The organism is Roseiflexus sp. RS-1, from assembly GCF_000016665.1.
In the GTDB taxonomy this organism is placed as follows: domain Bacteria; phylum Chloroflexota; class Chloroflexia; order Chloroflexales; family Roseiflexaceae; genus Roseiflexus.
This window is the reverse complement of record NC_009523.1, coordinates 5,434,058-5,453,531: the sequence shown is the minus strand read 5'-3', so window position 1 is coordinate 5,453,531 and position 19,474 is coordinate 5,434,058. Positions and strand designations below refer to the sequence as shown.

General features: G+C 56.6%; 9 protein-coding genes and 1 CRISPR repeat array. Of the genes, 7 read left to right on the top strand and 2 right to left on the bottom strand.

Annotated elements, in window-relative coordinates:
* Positions 1-2 precede the first annotated feature (2 nt).
* Together ROSERS_RS22350 and ROSERS_RS22345 are read right to left on the bottom strand one after the other, a co-directional pair.
* Positions 3-734 (bottom strand): hypothetical protein, encoded by a 732-nt coding sequence (locus ROSERS_RS22350; protein ID WP_011959012.1) that lies wholly within the window; start codon positions 732-734, stop codon positions 3-5.
* 343 nt (positions 735-1,077) lie between these two features.
* Positions 1,078-1,761, bottom strand: a complete 684-nt coding sequence (locus ROSERS_RS22345) for a Uma2 family endonuclease (protein WP_011959011.1) — start codon at positions 1,759-1,761, stop codon at positions 1,078-1,080.
* An 892-nt stretch (positions 1,762-2,653) separates the two neighbouring features.
* Between ROSERS_RS22345 and cas3 the strand changes: the two genes are divergently transcribed.
* The 7 genes from cas3 to cas2 all read left to right on the top strand — a co-directional run bounded on the left by cas3 (position 2,654) and on the right by cas2 (position 11,684).
* A complete protein-coding gene (gene cas3, locus ROSERS_RS22340; RefSeq protein WP_442969649.1) occupies positions 2,654-5,377 on the top strand; it encodes a CRISPR-associated helicase Cas3' in 2,724 nt (907 codons plus the stop codon).
* An 11-nt stretch (positions 5,378-5,388) separates the two neighbouring features.
* The gene (cas5c, locus tag ROSERS_RS22335; RefSeq protein ID WP_011959009.1) at positions 5,389-6,117 is read left to right on the top strand and encodes a type I-C CRISPR-associated protein Cas5c; all 729 of its coding nucleotides are present in this window, start codon (positions 5,389-5,391) and stop codon (positions 6,115-6,117) included.
* A 1-nt stretch (position 6,118) separates the two neighbouring features.
* Entirely contained in the window at positions 6,119-8,059 is a 1,941-nt protein-coding gene (gene cas8c, locus ROSERS_RS22330; protein ID WP_011959008.1) for a type I-C CRISPR-associated protein Cas8c/Csd1, read from the top strand.
* A 35-nt stretch (positions 8,060-8,094) separates the two neighbouring features.
* Entirely contained in the window at positions 8,095-9,069 is a 975-nt protein-coding gene (gene cas7c / locus ROSERS_RS22325; protein WP_011959007.1) for a type I-C CRISPR-associated protein Cas7/Csd2, read from the top strand.
* 271 nt (positions 9,070-9,340) lie between these two features.
* Positions 9,341-10,009, top strand: coding sequence for a CRISPR-associated protein Cas4 (cas4, locus tag ROSERS_RS22320; protein WP_011959006.1), 669 nt, complete (start codon positions 9,341-9,343; stop codon positions 10,007-10,009).
* 118 nt (positions 10,010-10,127) lie between these two features.
* A complete protein-coding gene (cas1c, locus tag ROSERS_RS22315) occupies positions 10,128-11,159 on the top strand; it encodes a type I-C CRISPR-associated endonuclease Cas1c (protein WP_011959005.1) in 1,032 nt (343 codons plus the stop codon).
* A 234-nt stretch (positions 11,160-11,393) separates the two neighbouring features.
* Positions 11,394-11,684: a CRISPR-associated endonuclease Cas2 gene (gene cas2 / locus ROSERS_RS22310; RefSeq protein ID WP_011959004.1), complete on the top strand. Its 291-nt coding sequence runs from the start codon at positions 11,394-11,396 to the stop codon at positions 11,682-11,684.
* Between the two features lie 162 nt (positions 11,685-11,846).
* Positions 11,847-19,285: a CRISPR direct-repeat array (repeat unit 33 nt; unit sequence GTCGCCTTCCCCCCGGAAGGCGTGGATTGAAAC).
* Positions 19,286-19,474 lie beyond the last annotated feature (189 nt).

Genomic DNA, 19,474 nt, shown 5'->3' with positions numbered 1-19,474 from the left:
TGCTAGCCGCCTTCGTCAGGAATGTCGTACCAGCGCACACGGTCGCCGATCCGTGCGCGCATCTTCCACGCCACGGTCTTCGGATGCGCCTCGATTGCTGCACGCAAGGCAGCGATCTGCGCCGAAACCCGGTAGACGCCATACGTCGGTCGTCCGGCAGACCATTGTTCGAGTCGCTCCAGACTGAGCATCAGCGTCCGGTAGACGCCCCAATCGCGCGATGCCAGTTGTGCGATATAGGAAGCATCGATGGCGTTGGGCGCATCACCAAGCGGAAGGTCGGAAAGAACGGCGAACAGATCGCGCAGATCGTTCTCCGTTGCCTCGACCACCTGCAACTTGGTCAGCAACAGATCGGACGGCGTCAGGGTAACGGGATGCAGGATCAATCGTTCGCGCAGGTCGAACGTGTGACACATCTGAAACCGGTCGAGAAACACGTCGATGTGACGCTCATCGGTTGGGTGACGAAAGATCAGGCGTTGCGCGCCGTGCAGCAGGTTAAATTCACGGTCTGGCTCGTACCCCTGTTCGCTGAACAGGCGCTGGAGCGCAGTGCGTTCTCCCGTGCGCCCGATCATGTCGATGTCTTTATACGAACGACTGAGATCGGGATGACGCGCCGTCGGGCAGAGATGGAACACTGCGATGCCGCCAAGCAAACGCAGGCTGAGACCGGCGCCTTCCGCCGCAGCAACGATGTGTCTGGCGTCGTCGTAGAGGGTGTTCGACATATGGAGAGATGTCCGGTAGCCACGTGAGAGCGATCAAAACAGTATCACTATCAGGATAGTGACAGAGAGCGAAATTTGTCAAGCGGACGAAGGGGCGCCCCTCCAGGCAGTGCTGACAGCTTACGGGTTTTGTGCTATCATCGAATGGGTTAACAATATCTTGTTACTCCGGGTAGCAGGGGGTCAAGAACTATGGAGCCTGCAAATATCGTTCGTGAAATAGCTTCGTTGCCTCCAGAAGCGCAGAAGCAGGTTATCGACTTTATCGCTTTTCTGAAAACTCGTTATCCTGTCACACAGCCTGTCAGGAAAACGCGGCGAACCAATCTGGCCGATGAGCCGTTCATCGGGATGTGGCGAGACCGTGAGGACATGCAGGATAGCACTGCGTGGCTACGCAGTCTGCGTCAGCGCGAATGGGGTCGTAGAGCGTGAGCGGGCTGATCATCATCGATACCGACATCCTGATCGGAAACGGGTGCGCCAACAGGGTTTCGGCAGCGCCGACCAGCAGCGTGAATGTATAATCGCCGAGCGTGGCGTCGGGGTTGCGACACACCAGCACATCGCGCGTTTCAGGGCGAATGATCCAGTACTCGGGCACGCCTGCACGGGCGTAGACGCGCCTTTTGATCACCGTGTCCTGCTCAGGATTTGATGGTGACAGCACTTCCGCGATCAGATCGGGGGCGCCGCGGATACGGCGTTCGCTGATGATGCCCGCGCGATCACGGCGTACCAGCGCAAAATCCGGCTGTACCGGCTCACAACCGGGCATCAGCACGCCAATCGGCGCAGTGGCGGCATATGCCAGCCCTTGTTGTTCCAGCGGCACGCCGACGTATTGATCCAGACGACGCACGATCCACTGGTGGAAATAACCCGGTGCAGTAGTCATGTACAGAATGCCCTCGATCACCTCGTAGCGATTGCCGTCATCAGGAAGTTCGCGCTCCCAACGCTCATAGTTCCAACCTGCATCCAGAGATCGGAGCGTTATCGTTGGAAGGGCTACAGTATCAGCCATTGTTCTCTCCTGTGAATGTTCCTGTGCCCCCATGATACGGCTGACGATAAGAGAACGTCAAGCGTCCTGCGCTGTTGGGGTGCAACGTGCGCATTCATAATGAACTACGGATTGCTGCGGATGTTGGGAGAAAAAACCGTGCCGATCCACGCGCTTTTCAAAAAGAAACCACGGATTGGCACGGATCGAACGGATTGCCACGGATTCTGTTATGAAGAAATCCGTGCCCATCCGCAGTGCGTGTGCCGATCCATGTGCTCTGAAATCCGTGCCGACCTGTAATCTCCTATCCTGTATCGTTATCGTATGACCTTTGCCCCTTGTGACATTCCCTGACACATCCCCATGCTACAATGGACAAAGAACCCCGTTGTTCTCCCACTGTTCCCCGTCGCTGAACTTCCAGTTGCAAGATCGCCTTTCCCCCAGAAGGCGTGGATTGAAACGAACAAACAAGCAAACAAACAGGCAAGCAGGTGAACTCAGGATGGTGCGTCTGTCAGCGGCGCCATCGGAGCAGAGACGTGCACAGGCGAGATCTGTGACCAGGAAAAATACACATGAAATGTTGCATTACATGCAACACTCGTGTGCTAGAGTCGCTATAGCGGACCAATCGGGCCAGCGCTGCGGGCAAGCCGCCGACGAGCAGCGATCAACGGCAGCGCGAAGGGATTGAAAAAGTAGATCATTTGTGCTATATTTTGCGCAATGCACGGTGTTTTAGTCGCCTTTCCTCGCGGATTGAAACGCAGAAGGCGTGGATTGAAACAAGATCGAGCGCATTCGCCGTGCCGAGCTAACCACTGAAGCCTATCAGATACCCGACGACTTTGACCCGCGCAGTTATCTAGCCGACGCATGGGGTATCTGGACATCGGAAGATGAGCCGGTGGAAGTTGTGCTACGGTTCAGCCCGCATGTGGCGCGACGGGTGCAGGAGACGCGCTGGCACCGCTCCGAGCGCACCGAGCCGCAACCCGACGGATCGCTGGTGTGGCGAGCACAGATCGCTGAGCCGAAAGAGATGCTGCCCTGGATCCGCGGCTGGGGCGCCGATGTGGAAGTGCTGGGACCGGAGGGGCTGCGCGGGACGCTGGAAGCGGAGGTGCGAAAGATGGCGAGGGTGTATGGCGTGAGTGAGATGAAGTTGCAGGATGCTCTGATTGCGCATCGACGCGAACGCGATGGTAAAGAACAATCTTTAGTTGATCATCTGAAAGGAACCGCAGAACTGGCGAAGCGTTTTGCCGGAAAAATAGGATTGCCAGAACTTGGAGAAGTCATGGGACTGGCACACGACTTCGGAAAAGCCAGCAAGGAGTTTCAGGATTACCTGAAGTCTGCTACAGGGTTGAAAAATCCAGATGAAGATGACTATATAGATTATGAGTCGCGGAAGGGAAAAATAGATCACTCTACAGCAGGGGCACAGCTTGTATATGAGAAATGCAGCCATTTAGGCAAGGAAGGCGAGTTCCTTGCGCAATTTCTGGCTCTGGCAATAGCTTCGCACCACTCCGGACTGATCGATTGTCTGACACCCACAGGTGAAGATAACTTCAGTCGACGTATTACTAAAGATGATAGTGTAACACATGTATCTGAAGCCAGGGGTAAGTTACCTGAGATCGAGGATGGTCTCAATAAAACTCTTACGCTGGATATATTAAAACAATTCATGCAAAAACTTCAAAGTCTGAGAGAACAGAACGACTCAAAGGAGACTATTGCTTTCAAACTCGGTATTCTGGCTCGTTTCCTGCTGAGTTGTCTTCTGGATGCAGATCGCCTGAACACTGCTGATTTCGAGTTTCCTGAAAACAGTGTAATCCGTAGTTATGGCAACTATGTATCCTGGGATATGCTGATTGAGCGACTGGAGAAAACATTTAATGAATTTGCACAGGCAGTCGCACAAACGAAGGAAGGTAGCCAGGCGCGGGAAGTATATCAACTGCGATCACAGGTGGCGCGGGCATGCCGTGAAGCAGCTACGAAACCAAAGGGCATTTACCAACTGACTGTACCGACTGGCGGTGGCAAGACTCTGGCAAGTCTACGCTTTGCGCTACACCATGCAAAGCATCACGGGATGGACAGGGTTTTTTACGTGGCGCCATACATTACGATTATTGACCAGAATGCTGACACCCTGCGAACAATTCTTGAGCCTGAAAGTGAACGCGGTCGTGTCGTACTCGAACACCACTCCAATTTTGTTCCAGAAGAAGATACGCATCGTCGTCATAGCCTGCTGGCGGAAAACTGGGATGCGCCGATTGTATGCACCACGCAGGTCCAATTCTTAGAGGCCTTGTTCGGTGCAGGCACGCGCGATACTCGTCGCATGCATCAACTGGCAAAAGCGGTGATTATCTTAGATGAGGTGCAGACAGTTCCAATTAGAATCGTCCATATGCTGAACGTGGCTCTGCGTTTTTTAGCGCATAGTTGTGGCTCAACGGTTGTCCTTTGTACGGCTACACAGCCGCCGCTGGATCGACTACCGGACAATCCATACCGTTCGCTTATTGTTAAGCAGGAACAACGAATCATCCTGAACGAAGTGGAACTGTTCAAGAGCATGCAGCGCGTCGAGGTTCACTATGCACGTAAAGATGGAGGAATGACGAATGATGAGATCGTCGATCTTGCCGGACGGGCACTGGATTCGGAGGGCAGTGTTCTGATCGTGGTCAATACGCGAGCGATGGCGCGAACATTGTATGAACAAATCAAAGTCAGGCGTCTGGCGCCAACATATCATCTGAGCACCAATATGTGCCCTGCACACCGAATGGATGTGCTGAATACCATCAAGGAAAAATTAGCGGCAAAAGAACCTGTTATCTGCGTGAGTACGCAACTTATCGAGGCAGGTGTAGATATTGATTTCGGCGCAGTTATTCGCTCGCTCGCAGGGTTGGACTCGGTCGCGCAGTCAGCCGGACGCTGCAACCGCCATGGATTACGCGCGACACCAGGAAAAGTTTGGATTGTCAATCCACAGGAAGAGGATATCGACCAGCTTCTCGACATTAAGATCGGTCGAGATCAGGCGCAAAGAGTTCTTAGTGAGTTCAAATCCGGGAACGACTTTATCGGATTAGAAGCAATCACTACCTATTACAGGTATTACTATTCTTCCAGGAAAGATGAAATGGACTATCTCGTTCGTTCGAGCTCAGCGGTTGGGAGGGATGATACACTGTTCAGATTGCTGTCAACAAACGAGCTTTCGGTGGCATCATACCGTTCGAGTCGTGGGGTGAATCCACCGCTCCTCTTGAATCAGTCATTCCAATCCGCCGCTAGAGAGTTTTGCGTGATTGATTCACCCACAATCGGGGTCATTGTGCCGTATGGTGATGAGGGTAAAACGATTATTAATGCATTGTGTAGCGCGTCAGAACTTGATAATCGGGTGAAATTCCTCAGACAGGCACAGAGATTCTCAGTATGTTTATTTCGGCGTCAATTTGAAGAATTAAATCGAGTTGGTGCCATCCTTGAGACGAATTCAGGGATCCACTATCTGGATGAGCGATATTACAGTAAGGAGTTTGGTTGGAGTCATGATCCGGTTAACGATATGGATACACTCATTGTATAAGGAGGGTCTTCATGGATCATCGAAACAGTGTGACGTTCAAGGTATGGGGAAGATATGCCCTGTTCACCGATCCACTCACTCGCATTGGCGGGGAAAAATACTCATACCAGGTTCCCACGTATGAGGCGCTGAAAGGGATATTAAGCTCGGTCTACTGGAAGCCGACTATTGTCTGGATCATTGACAAAGTGCGGGTCATGAAGCCTATCCGCACGCAGCCGCGTAGCGTAAAGCCACTCAAGTATCACGCGAGTGGCAACGATCTCGCAATCTACACCTATCTTGCCGATGTCGAGTATCAGGTTCAGGCGCATTTTGAGTGGAATAAGAATCGTCCCGATCTGGAACATGATCGCAATGAACACAAGCATCATTCGGTGGCCAGGCGAATGATAGATCGTGGCGGCAGGCGAGATGTATTTCTCGGTACACGCGAATGTCAGGGATATGTTGAACCGTGCAAGTTTGGCGAGGGGGAAGGATTCTACGACAACTACGGCGAGTTGTCGCTTGGCGTTATGTTTCACGGCTTTGACTACCCTGATGAGTACAAACCTGGTGAATTTTGGGCGCGGTTCTGGCGCGCAACCATGAAGGATGGAATCATCACTTTTCCAAGGCCAGATGATCAGAACAAAATCCTGCGCAGATTTGTGCGCCCGATGAATGCTAAACCACCTGCTACGGTGGGATTGCAAGAGAAAAACTTGCTGGAAGGCGATGAAGAAGGGAGGCAGTAAGATGAACTGGATGCAGAGCCTGTATGAGACGTATGAACAGTGTGCCAAGGGAGGACTCGTCGGCTACGTTTCCGGTACGAAGCGACCGTTGCTACCGATCTGTCATATCACCATCCAGGCGCATATCGAGGTCGTCATTGACGGCTGTGGTAACTTTCGTCGCGCCCAGTTGGTTTCAAAAGACGATGCGGTGACGATCATACCTGCAACAGAATCATCCGCCAGTCGCAGCGGTAGCAAACCAGAATGCCATCCACTCTGCGATAAATTGCAGTACCTGGCGGGAGATTTTGTCAAGTACGGCGGTAAGGTGACTTCTGGTTTTCAGCGCAATCCCGCGGAGCCGCATCAAAACTTCGTCACGTTGCTGTCGGGCTGGAACTCCAAATGCCTACATCCGAAGGTTTCGGCAATACTCAAGTACATCCAAAAGGGGACACTCATGGCTGATCTGGTGAAAGAAGGTGTCTTACTGATCGATCATCGGCGATTACTCGCAAAAGATGACATTGAGCCAGAGAAACGTCGTGGAACTATCTTTGATGTATTGAATGATCAGGGTGACGCGGTCGTGCGATGGGTCGTAGAGATACCAGGAGATACTGAAAGTCGCGTGTGGCGTGATACGAAAGTATGGGACAGTTGGATCGACTATTACCTGAATCACAGATCAGGAACAAGCGAAATCTGTTTCGTGATCGGAGAAGAGCGGACGCTGACCAACAATCACCCAAAATATATTCGCCGTGAAGGAGACAATGCCAAACTAATCTCGTCCAATGATACCCAAGGTTTTACCTTTCGCGGACGATTTATCACCGACGAGCAGGCTTGTAGCGTCAGTTTAGAGGCGTCGCATAAAGCACATTACGCACTAATGTGGTTGATCGACCGACAGGGGTACCGTGACGGTGATCTGGCGATTGTTGCCTGGGCAATCTCGGGCGCGACAGTGACAGTGCCACAACCAACCGATGACCCGATTGCCACTCTCTTCGGCGATCTCCCATCTGATGACAAGAGTATTGACACTGCTCAGGACGTCGCTATTCGCCTGAAGAAGAAAATCGCTGGCTATCGCCAGGAGATTGGTGATCGAACGGACGTCGTTGTGATGGGGGTTGACTCGGCGACGCCAGGGCGATTGGCGGTTATCTATTATCGCACCTTGAAAGGTTCGGATTTTCTTGATCGCATCGAAACATGGCATGACACCTGCGCCTGGCGACACACCTATCGGGTGATTGAAGAACGCGATACAAATGGGAAGCTTTACAGGCGCAGGATTCCATTTATTGGCGCACCTGCGCCGGCTGACATTGCTGAGGCGGCGTATGGTCGTCGTCTTGATGACAGATTGAAGCAGGCAACGATTAAGCGTCTGCTTCCCTGCATTGTGGATGGTCAACCGTTACCGCGTGATCTGGTTGAGTCAGCGATCAGGCGGGCTTCCAACCCGGTCGTTTTGAGCGATGACCAGAAGGAGAAAGTCCTTACCATCGCCTGTGCACTCTACCGAAAATATATGTATGGAAAGGAGCAATACGACATGGCGCTCGATGAAACCAGGAGAACGAGGGATTATCTCTACGGTCGTTTGTTGGCGATTGCTGATGTTATTGAAGAGCGAGCACTCTATAAAGCAGAGCAAAATCGTCCAACAAACGCAATCCGCTATATGCAGCAATTTTCACAGCGCCCCTTCCGCACATGGAAGCAGATTCACGATCTGCTCATGCCTTATCTCATGCGTCTGGGCGGTAGAGCCTACTACTACAAGAACCTGATTGCAGAGGTTGAGAGCATGTTTACACCTGAAGACTTTGTGAGTACAAGATCGCTCAGCGGCGAGTATTTGCTCGGTTTCTACTGTCAGCGGCAGAAACTGCTGGAAAAACGGGCTGATGACAGGGAAGATGATAATGATGGCACATCCATCTAAATTGTACACATAGCTAAATGCGAGGAGGAACTACCATGACAACAACACTCTCGAAAAAGATCGACTTCGCCGTCATCCTGTGTGTCAGGAATGCCAACCCGAATGGCGATCCGCTCAACGGAAATCGCCCTCGCACCACCTATGAAGGGCTTGGTGAGATTTCCGATGTCGCGATTAAGCGCAAGATTCGCAATCGCGTGATGGAACTGGCAAAAGAGATAGAAAGGATCAAGGAGGAAGAAAGAACAGAGGCCCAGAAGCAGGCTTACGAACGGCTCAAGGGTGTAGAGCATCCAATATTCGTTCAATCTGATGATAATCGGAACGATGAATATACCAGTCTACGTGAGCGTGCCGAGGCGTATCTCAAGGATTTCATGAATGACAGATCGGCGTATCAGAAGAAAGCCTGCGAAACCTGGTTTGATGTCCGTGCCTTTGGGCAGGTGTTTCCTTTCAAGGGGAAGGGAAAAGGCAAGAAGGGCGATAAGAGTAATGAAGGTGAAGAGAGCGATGGCGTCTCGATTGGGATTCGCGGTCCGGTATCGATCCATCCCGCCTTCTCGGTTGTCCCTGTTCTCGACCGCGTTTCCAGCATTCAGATCACGAAAAGCGTGAGCAACGAACCTGGCGAAAAGCGCGGTTCTGATACGATGGGCATGAAGCATCGCGTTGATCACGGCGTGTACGTCTTTTATGGCAGCATTAACCCGCAACTGGCGAGCAAAACCGGCTTCTCAGACGATGATGCAGCAGTTATCAAGGAGGCATTGCGGACGCTGTTCCGTAATGACGCTTCCTCTGCCCGTCCTGAGGGTAGCATAGAAGTTTACAGGGTCTACTGGTGGAAGCACAACAGCCCGAATGGACAGTATTCCTCGGCGAAAGTACATCGTTCGCTGAGAGTTCGGGTTAGGGATGGGATTGAAGATCCGAAGAGTATTGACGACTACGTGATCGAGCTTCAAGACCTCGACGGTTTGAAGCCCGAAGTTATTGAGGGTGAATAGGCGGTTTTGAATGTTTGATGACGTTGCCTTTCGTTACAGAAGGGGTGGAATTAGTGATTTACGAGGTAGTGGTCGATATAATAATTGGATGCGGAGCGCAGATTAGAGATCAAGCCCTGGCCGGATAACCGCGAAGGTTAATAGCGCTGATAGAACCACTCCGGCGGAGGAGAAGAGAGCGCCCTTCGTTTTCGGTCGCTCTCTTCTCCAAAAACTATGTCGTCTCCCTCACCGGAGGTGCAGACTGAAACATTGCAAAATCAACAACCCTATGACCCGCGAATACACACCAGACGAACTACTGCCCCTTTCCGGCATCCAGCACTTTCTCTTCTGCCGCCGCCAGTGGGCATTGATTCACATCGAGATGCAGTGGCAGGACAATGTGCTGACGGTAGAAGGCAAACAGTTGCACGAACGGGTCGATGATCCCTTCTTTGTGGAAACGCGCCGCGATGTGGTCATTTCACGCTCAGTTCCGGTTGCATCGTACACGCTCGGTCTCTCAGGCGTCTGCGATGTGGTGGAGTTCACCCGCAGCCCGGAGGGTGTCCGGTTGCCGGGACGCGAAGGGTTCTACCAGCCTGCACCCATCGAGTACAAGCGTGGTCACCCCAAGCGCGATCCGGTAGATGAAGCTCAATTGTGTGCACAGGCGATGTGTCTGGAAGAAATGCTGGCAGTTCCCATTCCGCGCGGCTTCCTGTACTACGGCAAAACCCGTCGCCGCGAACCGGTGGAGTTGACAGAAGATCTGCGTCGTCTGGTGCGCGACGCAGCCGCCGAGATGCACGCATACATGGCGCGCGGCTATACACCGCGTGTGAAGACCAGCAAGGCGTGTCGATCCTGCTCACTGGCAGATCTCTGTCTTCCGAACCTCCAGGAAAAAACTTCTTCCGTTCAGACCTACATTCGACGGCAGATCGAGCAGGCGTGAAAGAACTCAATGATGAACAACAGGTGCATAACTCTGAAGCCACTTCTCTCACACGTAAGTCACGGAAGGAAAGCACGGAATGATATCAAGGGTTTGAGTACACATCAGGAGTCGCGTCGTGAAACGGCTGAACAATACCCTTTACGTCACCACGCCCGATACCTATCTCTCGCTTGACGGCGAGACTATCGTTGTCAAGAAAGATGCTCACGTTTCAACCCGACTGCCCCTCCATAATCTGGAAAACATCGTCTGTTTCAACTACCAGGGGGTCAGTCCTGCCCTGATGGGCGCCTGCGTTGATCGCAACATTGGACTGACATTTCTTGATGCAAACGGGCGATTTCAGGCACGGGTCGGCGGCAGGACACGCGGCAACGTGCTGTTGCGCAAAAAACAATACCGCATATCAGAGGATCGTGAATTACGCGCAGCGATTGCCACCTCATTTATACAGGGAAAAGTTTACAACTGTCGCAAAGTGCTGGAACGCACGCTGCGCGATCATACGCTCCTGATCGATGTCGAAGTCGTCAGGAACGCATCGGCGGCGCTCAAGGAAGCGCTCACGTCCATTTCCCGGTGCAGCAGCATAGAAGCGCTGCTGGCAGTCGAAGGCAATGCTGCCAGCGTCTATTTTGGCGTTTTCGACCATCTCGTCCTGCATCAAAAGGACGACTTTCGCTTCGAGGAACGATCACGTCGTCCGCCACGCAACAATATGAACGCACTGCTCTCGTTTCTGTACACCCTGCTGACGAACGAAGCAGTTTCGGCACTGGAAACAGTTGGGCTTGACCCCTATGTCGGCTTTCTGCACACCGACCGACCGGGTCGACCATCGCTCGCCCTCGACCTTATCGAGGAACTACGACCGATTTTCGCCGACCGGATGGCGCTTTCGCTGGTTAATCGCAAGCAGATCACGGCGAAAGGCTTCACATCCAAAGAGAGCGGCGGAGTTGTGATGGACGCCGATACTCGCAAGGCCGTAATCGGTGCATGGCAGGAGCGGAAGAAAGAGGAGATTCTCCACCCTTTCCTGAAAGAGCGGATACCTTTCGGTCTGATCCCGCACGTCCAGGCGACGCTTCTGGCGCGGCATCTACGGGGCGATCTCGACGCCTACCCGCCGTTTTTCTGGAACTGAACGATAGAAAGGCGAACGAATACAGGTCGAAGGTCATGCGCCCACGCATCTCGTAGCCGATAAATGATAGCCGGTAGACGATAGGTGATAGACGAAAAAATGAATATATGTCGAAGATTATCCGCTCGCGCACCGCCGCCTTTTTCCAGAACAGAACACAGAAAAGCGAAGGATATGGCTATAGCGGTGCAATAGCGACGAGGCTTATACGAAACCAGACTCACAGGAGGACATATGATGGTACTGATCACCTACGATGTCAACACGGAAACGGAAGCTGGCAAACGGCGACTGCTCAAAGTTGCAAAAGCCTGTCAGGACTACGGACAACGGGTTCAGAAGTCGGTATTTGAATGCATTATAGATGCCGCGCAACTCCGCCAGTTGCAAGCCAGGCTGGAGCGCATTATCGATGTGGAGACCGACAGCATACGCTACTACTACCTTGGCGACGAATGGCGACACCGGGTCAGGCACGTAGGCGTCGCCCCTGACGTTGACATAGAAGGGACGCTTATTCTTTAGTCTGCGAACCAGAAGCGAACATGGAATCGCCGGGAGGTTCGCAAACTCAGCAGCACCTTAAAAACCTTATATATGGACAAATTGCACCGAGAGCAACCCTGAAGATCCGGGTCATGCTACAATATCTGGCGGAAGCAGGGCATAGCAACCCTAGATATTGCGGTCGCCTTCCCCCCGGAAGGCGTGGATTGAAACATACTCGTAGATTACCTTCCTCCCCTCGGCATAGGTCGCCTTCCCCCCGGAAGGCGTGGATTGAAACCTCAAGGTTGCGGAACCGGAAGATGTGTCCGTAGGTCGCCTTCCCCCCGGAAGGCGTGGATTGAAACTCCACTCTCCGTCCTGTAGACGTAGTACGCTGTGTCGCCTTCCCCCCGGAAGGCGTGGATTGAAACAACTGCGCCAGCGTCGCGTACATCCGTCACCTCAGTCGCCTTCCCCCCGGAAGGCGTGGATTGAAACGCCGAAAGCCGCGAAGGTGCTTGAGGCGCTGGCGTCGCCTTCCCCCCGGAAGGCGTGGATTGAAACCGCGTCCTCATCTCGGTTGGTATGTCGGGGTCTGTGTCGCCTTCCCCCCGGAAGGCGTGGATTGAAACTTCGGTCATTGCGAACCACGTCGTCGTGTTGGTGTCGCCTTCCCCCCGGAAGGCGTGGATTGAAACGTCTGGCGCGAGTATGAAGGACAGTTGATAGGGAGTCGCCTTCCCCCCGGAAGGCGTGGATTGAAACAAGAGATAAACCGCTTTGGCACTCGTACCCATTATGTCGCCTTCCCCCCGGAAGGCGTGGATTGAAACATCCGGCGCGCGAACAACACCGAGATACGGTTAGGTCGCCTTCCCCCCGGAAGGCGTGGATTGAAACCGGCATCTCGCGCTGTCAAGCGAGATCAAAACCGTGTCGCCTTCCCCCCGGAAGGCGTGGATTGAAACCGACTCCCGACCGAGTCGGAAAACTCCGTACTGGTCGCCTTCCCCCCGGAAGGCGTGGATTGAAACCCCCCCCCGAACCTGATGAACCTGTTGCCGCTGAGTCGCCTTCCCCCCGGAAGGCGTGGATTGAAACACTCGAACCCGCAATCATCAACACGGATGGAAGCATGTCGCCTTCCCCCCGGAAGGCGTGGATTGAAACATCGCGTATGACGCAATGCGTTCAACCCCCCTGCACGTCGCCTTCCCCCCGGAAGGCGTGGATTGAAACAGCGCGTAATCCGAACTGATTCGGCGCGTTCAAGGTCGCCTTCCCCCCGGAAGGCGTGGATTGAAACCATCCCATACTCAACGCATCCGGGATGCGTCCGGTCGCCTTCCCCCCGGAAGGCGTGGATTGAAACCATCGTGAACCATCCCAGGTGTGCGACTCGTACACGTCGCCTTCCCCCCGGAAGGCGTGGATTGAAACTCGTACACACTGGGAATCATATCGGCGTCTGAAGTCGCCTTCCCCCCGGAAGGCGTGGATTGAAACCCTGATACGTATACGTTGTACGCGCAACCCGCTAGGTCGCCTTCCCCCCGGAAGGCGTGGATTGAAACTTCCTGGAGTACTTGCGCAAGATGGCGGATGAGCGTCGCCTTCCCCCCGGAAGGCGTGGATTGAAACTCCAACAGACGCGCCAAATCGGTACGCCGCCGCCGTCGCCTTCCCCCCGGAAGGCGTGGATTGAAACTCGCAACGCTGGCGGTGCTGCTGCTGAGCGCGCCGGTCGCCTTCCCCCCGGAAGGCGTGGATTGAAACAGCAGACGCCGGTTGAGGGGTATATCATTCCGGCGGGTCGCCTTCCCCCCGGAAGGCGTGGATTGAAACTTTGGAGTAAAGATACAACAGCGACAACCGCTCGGTCGCCTTCCCCCCGGAAGGCGTGGATTGAAACTTGACGAAGCTTCAGTAGGTACACTCGGTCTCCGGGTCGCCTTCCCCCCGGAAGGCGTGGATTGAAACGCGCAAACGGCAATCTTTGACCTGGTGAACCGGCTGGTCGCCTTCCCCCCGGAAGGCGTGGATTGAAACGAGATGCGCGTGGATCGCATCGCCGATCAGCGCCGAGTCGCCTTCCCCCCGGAAGGCGTGGATTGAAACTGCGCGGGCTGACCGAGGGGTTAGCGCCGCTGCCGGTCGCCTTCCCCCCGGAAGGCGTGGATTGAAACCGACCGCAGCGATAGAGTACTGCGGGCTGCGCATGTCGCCTTCCCCCCGGAAGGCGTGGATTGAAACGTCGCGGGCGTCGTTGCACCGACGCTGCTGCCGGCGGTCGCCTTCCCCCCGGAAGGCGTGGATTGAAACGACTGCGGGCGGGCAGCGCTGCATATACCGCCGCGGTCGCCTTCCCCCCGGAAGGCGTGGATTGAAACATCGAAGTGCTGGCGTTTGAACTGGCGCGCATTGGGTCGCCTTCCCCCCGGAAGGCGTGGATTGAAACTTCCATCTCGCCGGTGTCGCGGTTGACCAGCAGCGTCGCCTTCCCCCCGGAAGGCGTGGATTGAAACCGGCGCGATCTGCGCCAAATAGCGGTACTTCGCGTCGCCTTCCCCCCGGAAGGCGTGGATTGAAACGAGCAATCCGCCAGGCGCGCCGACGGATCGAGTAGTCGCCTTCCCCCCGGAAGGCGTGGATTGAAACCGCTGCACGCTGGAGCAGTTCCGGCTGCACCGCGGTCGCCTTCCCCCCGGAAGGCGTGGATTGAAACGTGCACGGCGCCGATGAACCACGGTGCATCGCATGTCGCCTTCCCCCCGGAAGGCGTGGATTGAAACGTCGATGGCGGCGGCGACATGGCGCCACTCCTCGGGTCGCCTTCCCCCCGGAAGGCGTGGATTGAAACCGCGCGTTGACGCCTGCGCGGCGCGGAGCAGCACGGTCGCCTTCCCCCCGGAAGGCGTGGATTGAAACCCAGCGCCGCGCCGCAGCGCACGGGGTCCCCGGGTCGCCTTCCCCCCGGAAGGCGTGGATTGAAACCGGCGATCCGCCGCGCTTACGCGCTGCGCGTCGCCGTCGCCTTCCCCCCGGAAGGCGTGGATTGAAACCACAAGCAGGACGGCGCCGCTGCCGCCCTGTCCCGTCGCCTTCCCCCCGGAAGGCGTGGATTGAAACTTTGGGACTGCGGCGCGTCACCGGACGGGCGGCGGTCGCCTTCCCCCCGGAAGGCGTGGATTGAAACCAGCATAGCCGCCGGCGCCGCGCCGGACATCACCGGTCGCCTTCCCCCCGGAAGGCGTGGATTGAAACTAGCGCTTTTGCCAACAGTTGTACGACCGTCTCGGTCGCCTTCCCCCCGGAAGGCGTGGATTGAAACTTTTTCTATGCAGTGTTGTGACACTGCTGACAAACAGTCGCCTTCCCCCCGGAAGGCGTGGATTGAAACCCCAAGCGACCGCCTCGGCGATATACCCCTCCAGGTCGCCTTCCCCCCGGAAGGCGTGGATTGAAACCGGGGAAGCGCCACGTCAGCGGACTATCGGTGCGGTCGCCTTCCCCCCGGAAGGCGTGGATTGAAACGGTGATTGCGATCTCCGCGCCTTCCTCGATCCGCGTCGCCTTCCCCCCGGAAGGCGTGGATTGAAACTTCCTCGCTTTCACCTCAACGGCAAATCCCGGAGTCGCCTTCCCCCCGGAAGGCGTGGATTGAAACTCTCCGACGTAATCTTCAGTATTCGCGCGTCCGGGGTCGCCTTCCCCCCGGAAGGCGTGGATTGAAACTCCCCGCGCTGGAGTGGTTACTCAACGAGTTGGAGTCGCCTTCCCCCCGGAAGGCGTGGATTGAAACCCTCCCCGGAACCCCGCCAGCGTCGGTGGGGTTTCGTCGCCTTCCCCCCGGAAGGCGTGGATTGAAACGGCGACGGCGATGCGGTTGATGTCGAGATGGCGGTCGCCTTCCCCCCGGAAGGCGTGGATTGAAACATCTTTTGGAGCACTGGTCGGAACCCGCGCTGCGGTCGCCTTCCCCCCGGAAGGCGTGGATTGAAACTGGAGTATACTGCGGGGTAAGGCGATTGTGCCGAAGGTCGCCTTCCCCCCGGAAGGCGTGGATTGAAACCGCTGCGCACCAACGTTGCAAGCCGCCGCTCATCGTCGCCTTCCCCCCGGAAGGCGTGGATTGAAACATCGCCGGATGCACGCACCCCAACAACCCAACCGGTCGCCTTCCCCCCGGAAGGCGTGGATTGAAACTTCGTACGCACCCGCACTTGTGAAAACCCGCCGGTCGTCGCCTTCCCCCCGGAAGGCGTGGATTGAAACGTCGGCGAGGTACGCCGTCGCCGCGCCGATTGCGTCGCCTTCCCCCCGGAAGGCGTGGATTGAAACGTCGAGGACGCGGCAGACCAAGAACTGCTGCGGTCGCCTTCCCCCCGGAAGGCGTGGATTGAAACGTCCGTCATCACAGACACACCGTATAGCGCTGCGTCGCCTTCCCCCCGGAAGGCGTGGATTGAAACCTCTCCTCGGCATCGATGTCGACCCTGATGTGACGTCGCCTTCCCCCCGGAAGGCGTGGATTGAAACGCGTCGAAAACAAGCGTCCCGATCTGCCGTATCCGGTCGCCTTCCCCCCGGAAGGCGTGGATTGAAACAAGCCGCAATTGAAGCGCTGGTTGCGGCAGCGCAGTGTCGCCTTCCCCCCGGAAGGCGTGGATTGAAACTATTTCTATAGAGTGTTGTGACACTGCTGACAACCGTCGCCTTCCCCCCGGAAGGCGTGGATTGAAACTTCCATCATCTTCCTCCTATCACTGACCTCCCCGGTCGCCTTCCCCCCGGAAGGCGTGGATTGAAACGCCGCGTCGTCTGTCGGTTCCTCACTCACCGCAGTCGCCTTCCCCCCGGAAGGCGTGGATTGAAACTGGTCGTTGGACAACGAGGACGCCGGGCGGTCGGTCGCCTTCCCCCCGGAAGGCGTGGATTGAAACTGCCCGGCGACGACACCAGCAAGTACAAAGTCTTCGTCGCCTTCCCCCCGGAAGGCGTGGATTGAAACGATGACGACGGGCGCGTCGTCATCCCCGACGCCGGTCGCCTTCCCCCCGGAAGGCGTGGATTGAAACATTATACCGTTGAACACCGCGATGTAGCGACTCGAGTCGCCTTCCCCCCGGAAGGCGTGGATTGAAACCGCTGCGCACCAACGTTGCAAGCCGCCGCTCATCGTCGCCTTCCCCCCGGAAGGCGTGGATTGAAACATCGCCGGATGCACGCACCCCAACAACCCAACCGGTCGCCTTCCCCCCGGAAGGCGTGGATTGAAACTTCGTACGCACCCGCACTTGTGAAAACCCGCCGGTCGTCGCCTTCCCCCCGGAAGGCGTGGATTGAAACGTCGGCGAGGTACGCCGTCGCCGCGCCGATTGCGTCGCCTTCCCCCCGGAAGGCGTGGATTGAAACTGTGCGCTCCGATACGTACCCGACGACGATTATGTCGCCTTCCCCCCGGAAGGCGTGGATTGAAACGTAGACCAGCCGCCCGTCGCGCACCGACCAGCCGGTCGCCTTCCCCCCGGAAGGCGTGGATTGAAACGCAGCGCGACTGCGCGGCGCTGAGATGGACGAGGTCGCCTTCCCCCCGGAAGGCGTGGATTGAAACGGCGACGGCGACGCTGTTGATGTTGAGCTGGCGTATGTCGCCTTCCCCCCGGAAGGCGTGGATTGAAACAGGTCGTAGATCACGAACTCCCCCGCCGCGCGCACGTCGCCTTCCCCCCGGAAGGCGTGGATTGAAACAACGAAGCGCTGTATCCGGCGATGCGGCGCAACAGTCGCCTTCCCCCCGGAAGGCGTGGATTGAAACGGAATTATCGGATCATCATCAAGTAGGAGGAGAAGTCGCCTTCCCCCCGGAAGGCGTGGATTGAAACAAGCGATCAGCCCGACATCCGCCACCGGCGGAATTGTCGCCTTCCCCCCGGAAGGCGTGGATTGAAACATACGCCATTACATACGCCCACCGCGCCGCCAGAGTCGCCTTCCCCCCGGAAGGCGTGGATTGAAACGACCAGCAGCGCGTCGATCCGCCCCGACACCGCGCCGGTCGCCTTCCCCCCGGAAGGCGTGGATTGAAACATTATGCCGTTGAACACCGCGATGTAGCGACTCGGTCGCCTTCCCCCCGGAAGGCGTGGATTGAAACTGCACCTCATCGATGATCAGCGGACAATCCCAGGTCGCCTTCCCCCCGGAAGGCGTGGATTGAAACCGTTGCTGCGGCAACATAGGCGTCCGCCGCGTGTGTCGCCTTCCCCCCGGAAGGCGTGGATTGAAACCGCCCACATACGCCTCACCGGAAGGGCGGGACAACGTCGCCTTCCCCCCGGAAGGCGTGGATTGAAACTGGCAGGCGCGCCGGATCGTGAGCGGGTGCGAAGTCGCCTTCCCCCCGGAAGGCGTGGATTGAAACTGTACGGCGTGCATGCCGACACCGGGGCGCCGGGTCGCCTTCCCCCCGGAAGGCGTGGATTGAAACCGCAACGCCCCGCGCCGCGTGCGCAGCCAGCGAAGTCGCCTTCCCCCCGGAAGGCGTGGATTGAAACTCCGCCGACGCGCGTATGCCGCGCCACAGCGCTTGTCGCCTTCCCCCCGGAAGGCGTGGATTGAAACTCAACCGCCAGCAGCACGTTGTAGAGACCGGGTCGCCTTCCCCCCGGAAGGCGTGGATTGAAACGCACTCGACATCAACGCCGCAGCGTTTACGCCGCGTCGCCTTCCCCCCGGAAGGCGTGGATTGAAACCGCCAGCAACTGGGACGCATCCGCAACCCGCTCGAGTCGCCTTCCCCCCGGAAGGCGTGGATTGAAACCTGTTTGTTCGGCGCTGTCACAACACGCTATAGAGTCGCCTTCCCCCCGGAAGGCGTGGATTGAAACAGTCGTTATATCAGGATCAACATCGACGCCAAGGTCGCCTTCCCCCCGGAAGGCGTGGATTGAAACAGTACGAATAACCGCCCTTCGCTGAAAGTGCGCCTCGTCGCCTTCCCCCCGGAAGGCGTGGATTGAAACGTCCGACGCGCGAACAATACCGAAGTGCGCCTCGGTCGCCTTCCCCCCGGAAGGCGTGGATTGAAACGGTTCGCCGACGCTTACATTGAAACCGAAGGACAGTCGCCTTCCCCCCGGAAGGCGTGGATTGAAACGCGTCCTCAAACGACGCAAACGAAAAGTATATCGCAGTCGCCTTCCCCCCGGAAGGCGTGGATTGAAACTGGTTTGCCGACACCTTCGTTGAGCGTGAAGGGCGTCGCCTTCCCCCCGGAAGGCGTGGATTGAAACCCACGCGTGGAGTTGGAGTTGATAGCGCGTCATCACGTCGCCTTCCCCCCGGAAGGCGTGGATTGAAACGATGTCGAACGCGAGCGTCTCGCATTCGACCAGCGGTCGCCTTCCCCCCGGAAGGCGTGGATTGAAACCCGTCTGATGACGGCGCGTAGCGCGGCAACACTTGGTCGCCTTCCCCCCGGAAGGCGTGGATTGAAACTGTAGTAAATTGTGAGTGAAGCGTACCAGCGATAAAGTCGCCTTCCCCCCGGAAGGCGTGGATTGAAACGGCCTGTGGGGCTATTACAGCGAAGCCGCTACAAAGTCGCCTTCCCCCCGGAAGGCGTGGATTGAAACCCCTCGCGCCACGCCAAAGAAACCACGGATTGGCATGGATCGAATGGATGGGCGCGAATGCAGGTAGAAAAACCCGTGGCAACCCGTGCCGATCCGCAGTTGAATTAAAAGCCTGTCCGTGGTTGATTTTTCCGGAGCGCCTGTCCCGATCCAGGGGCGATTGCGCTGGATCGGTTTCCCTTCACGCCT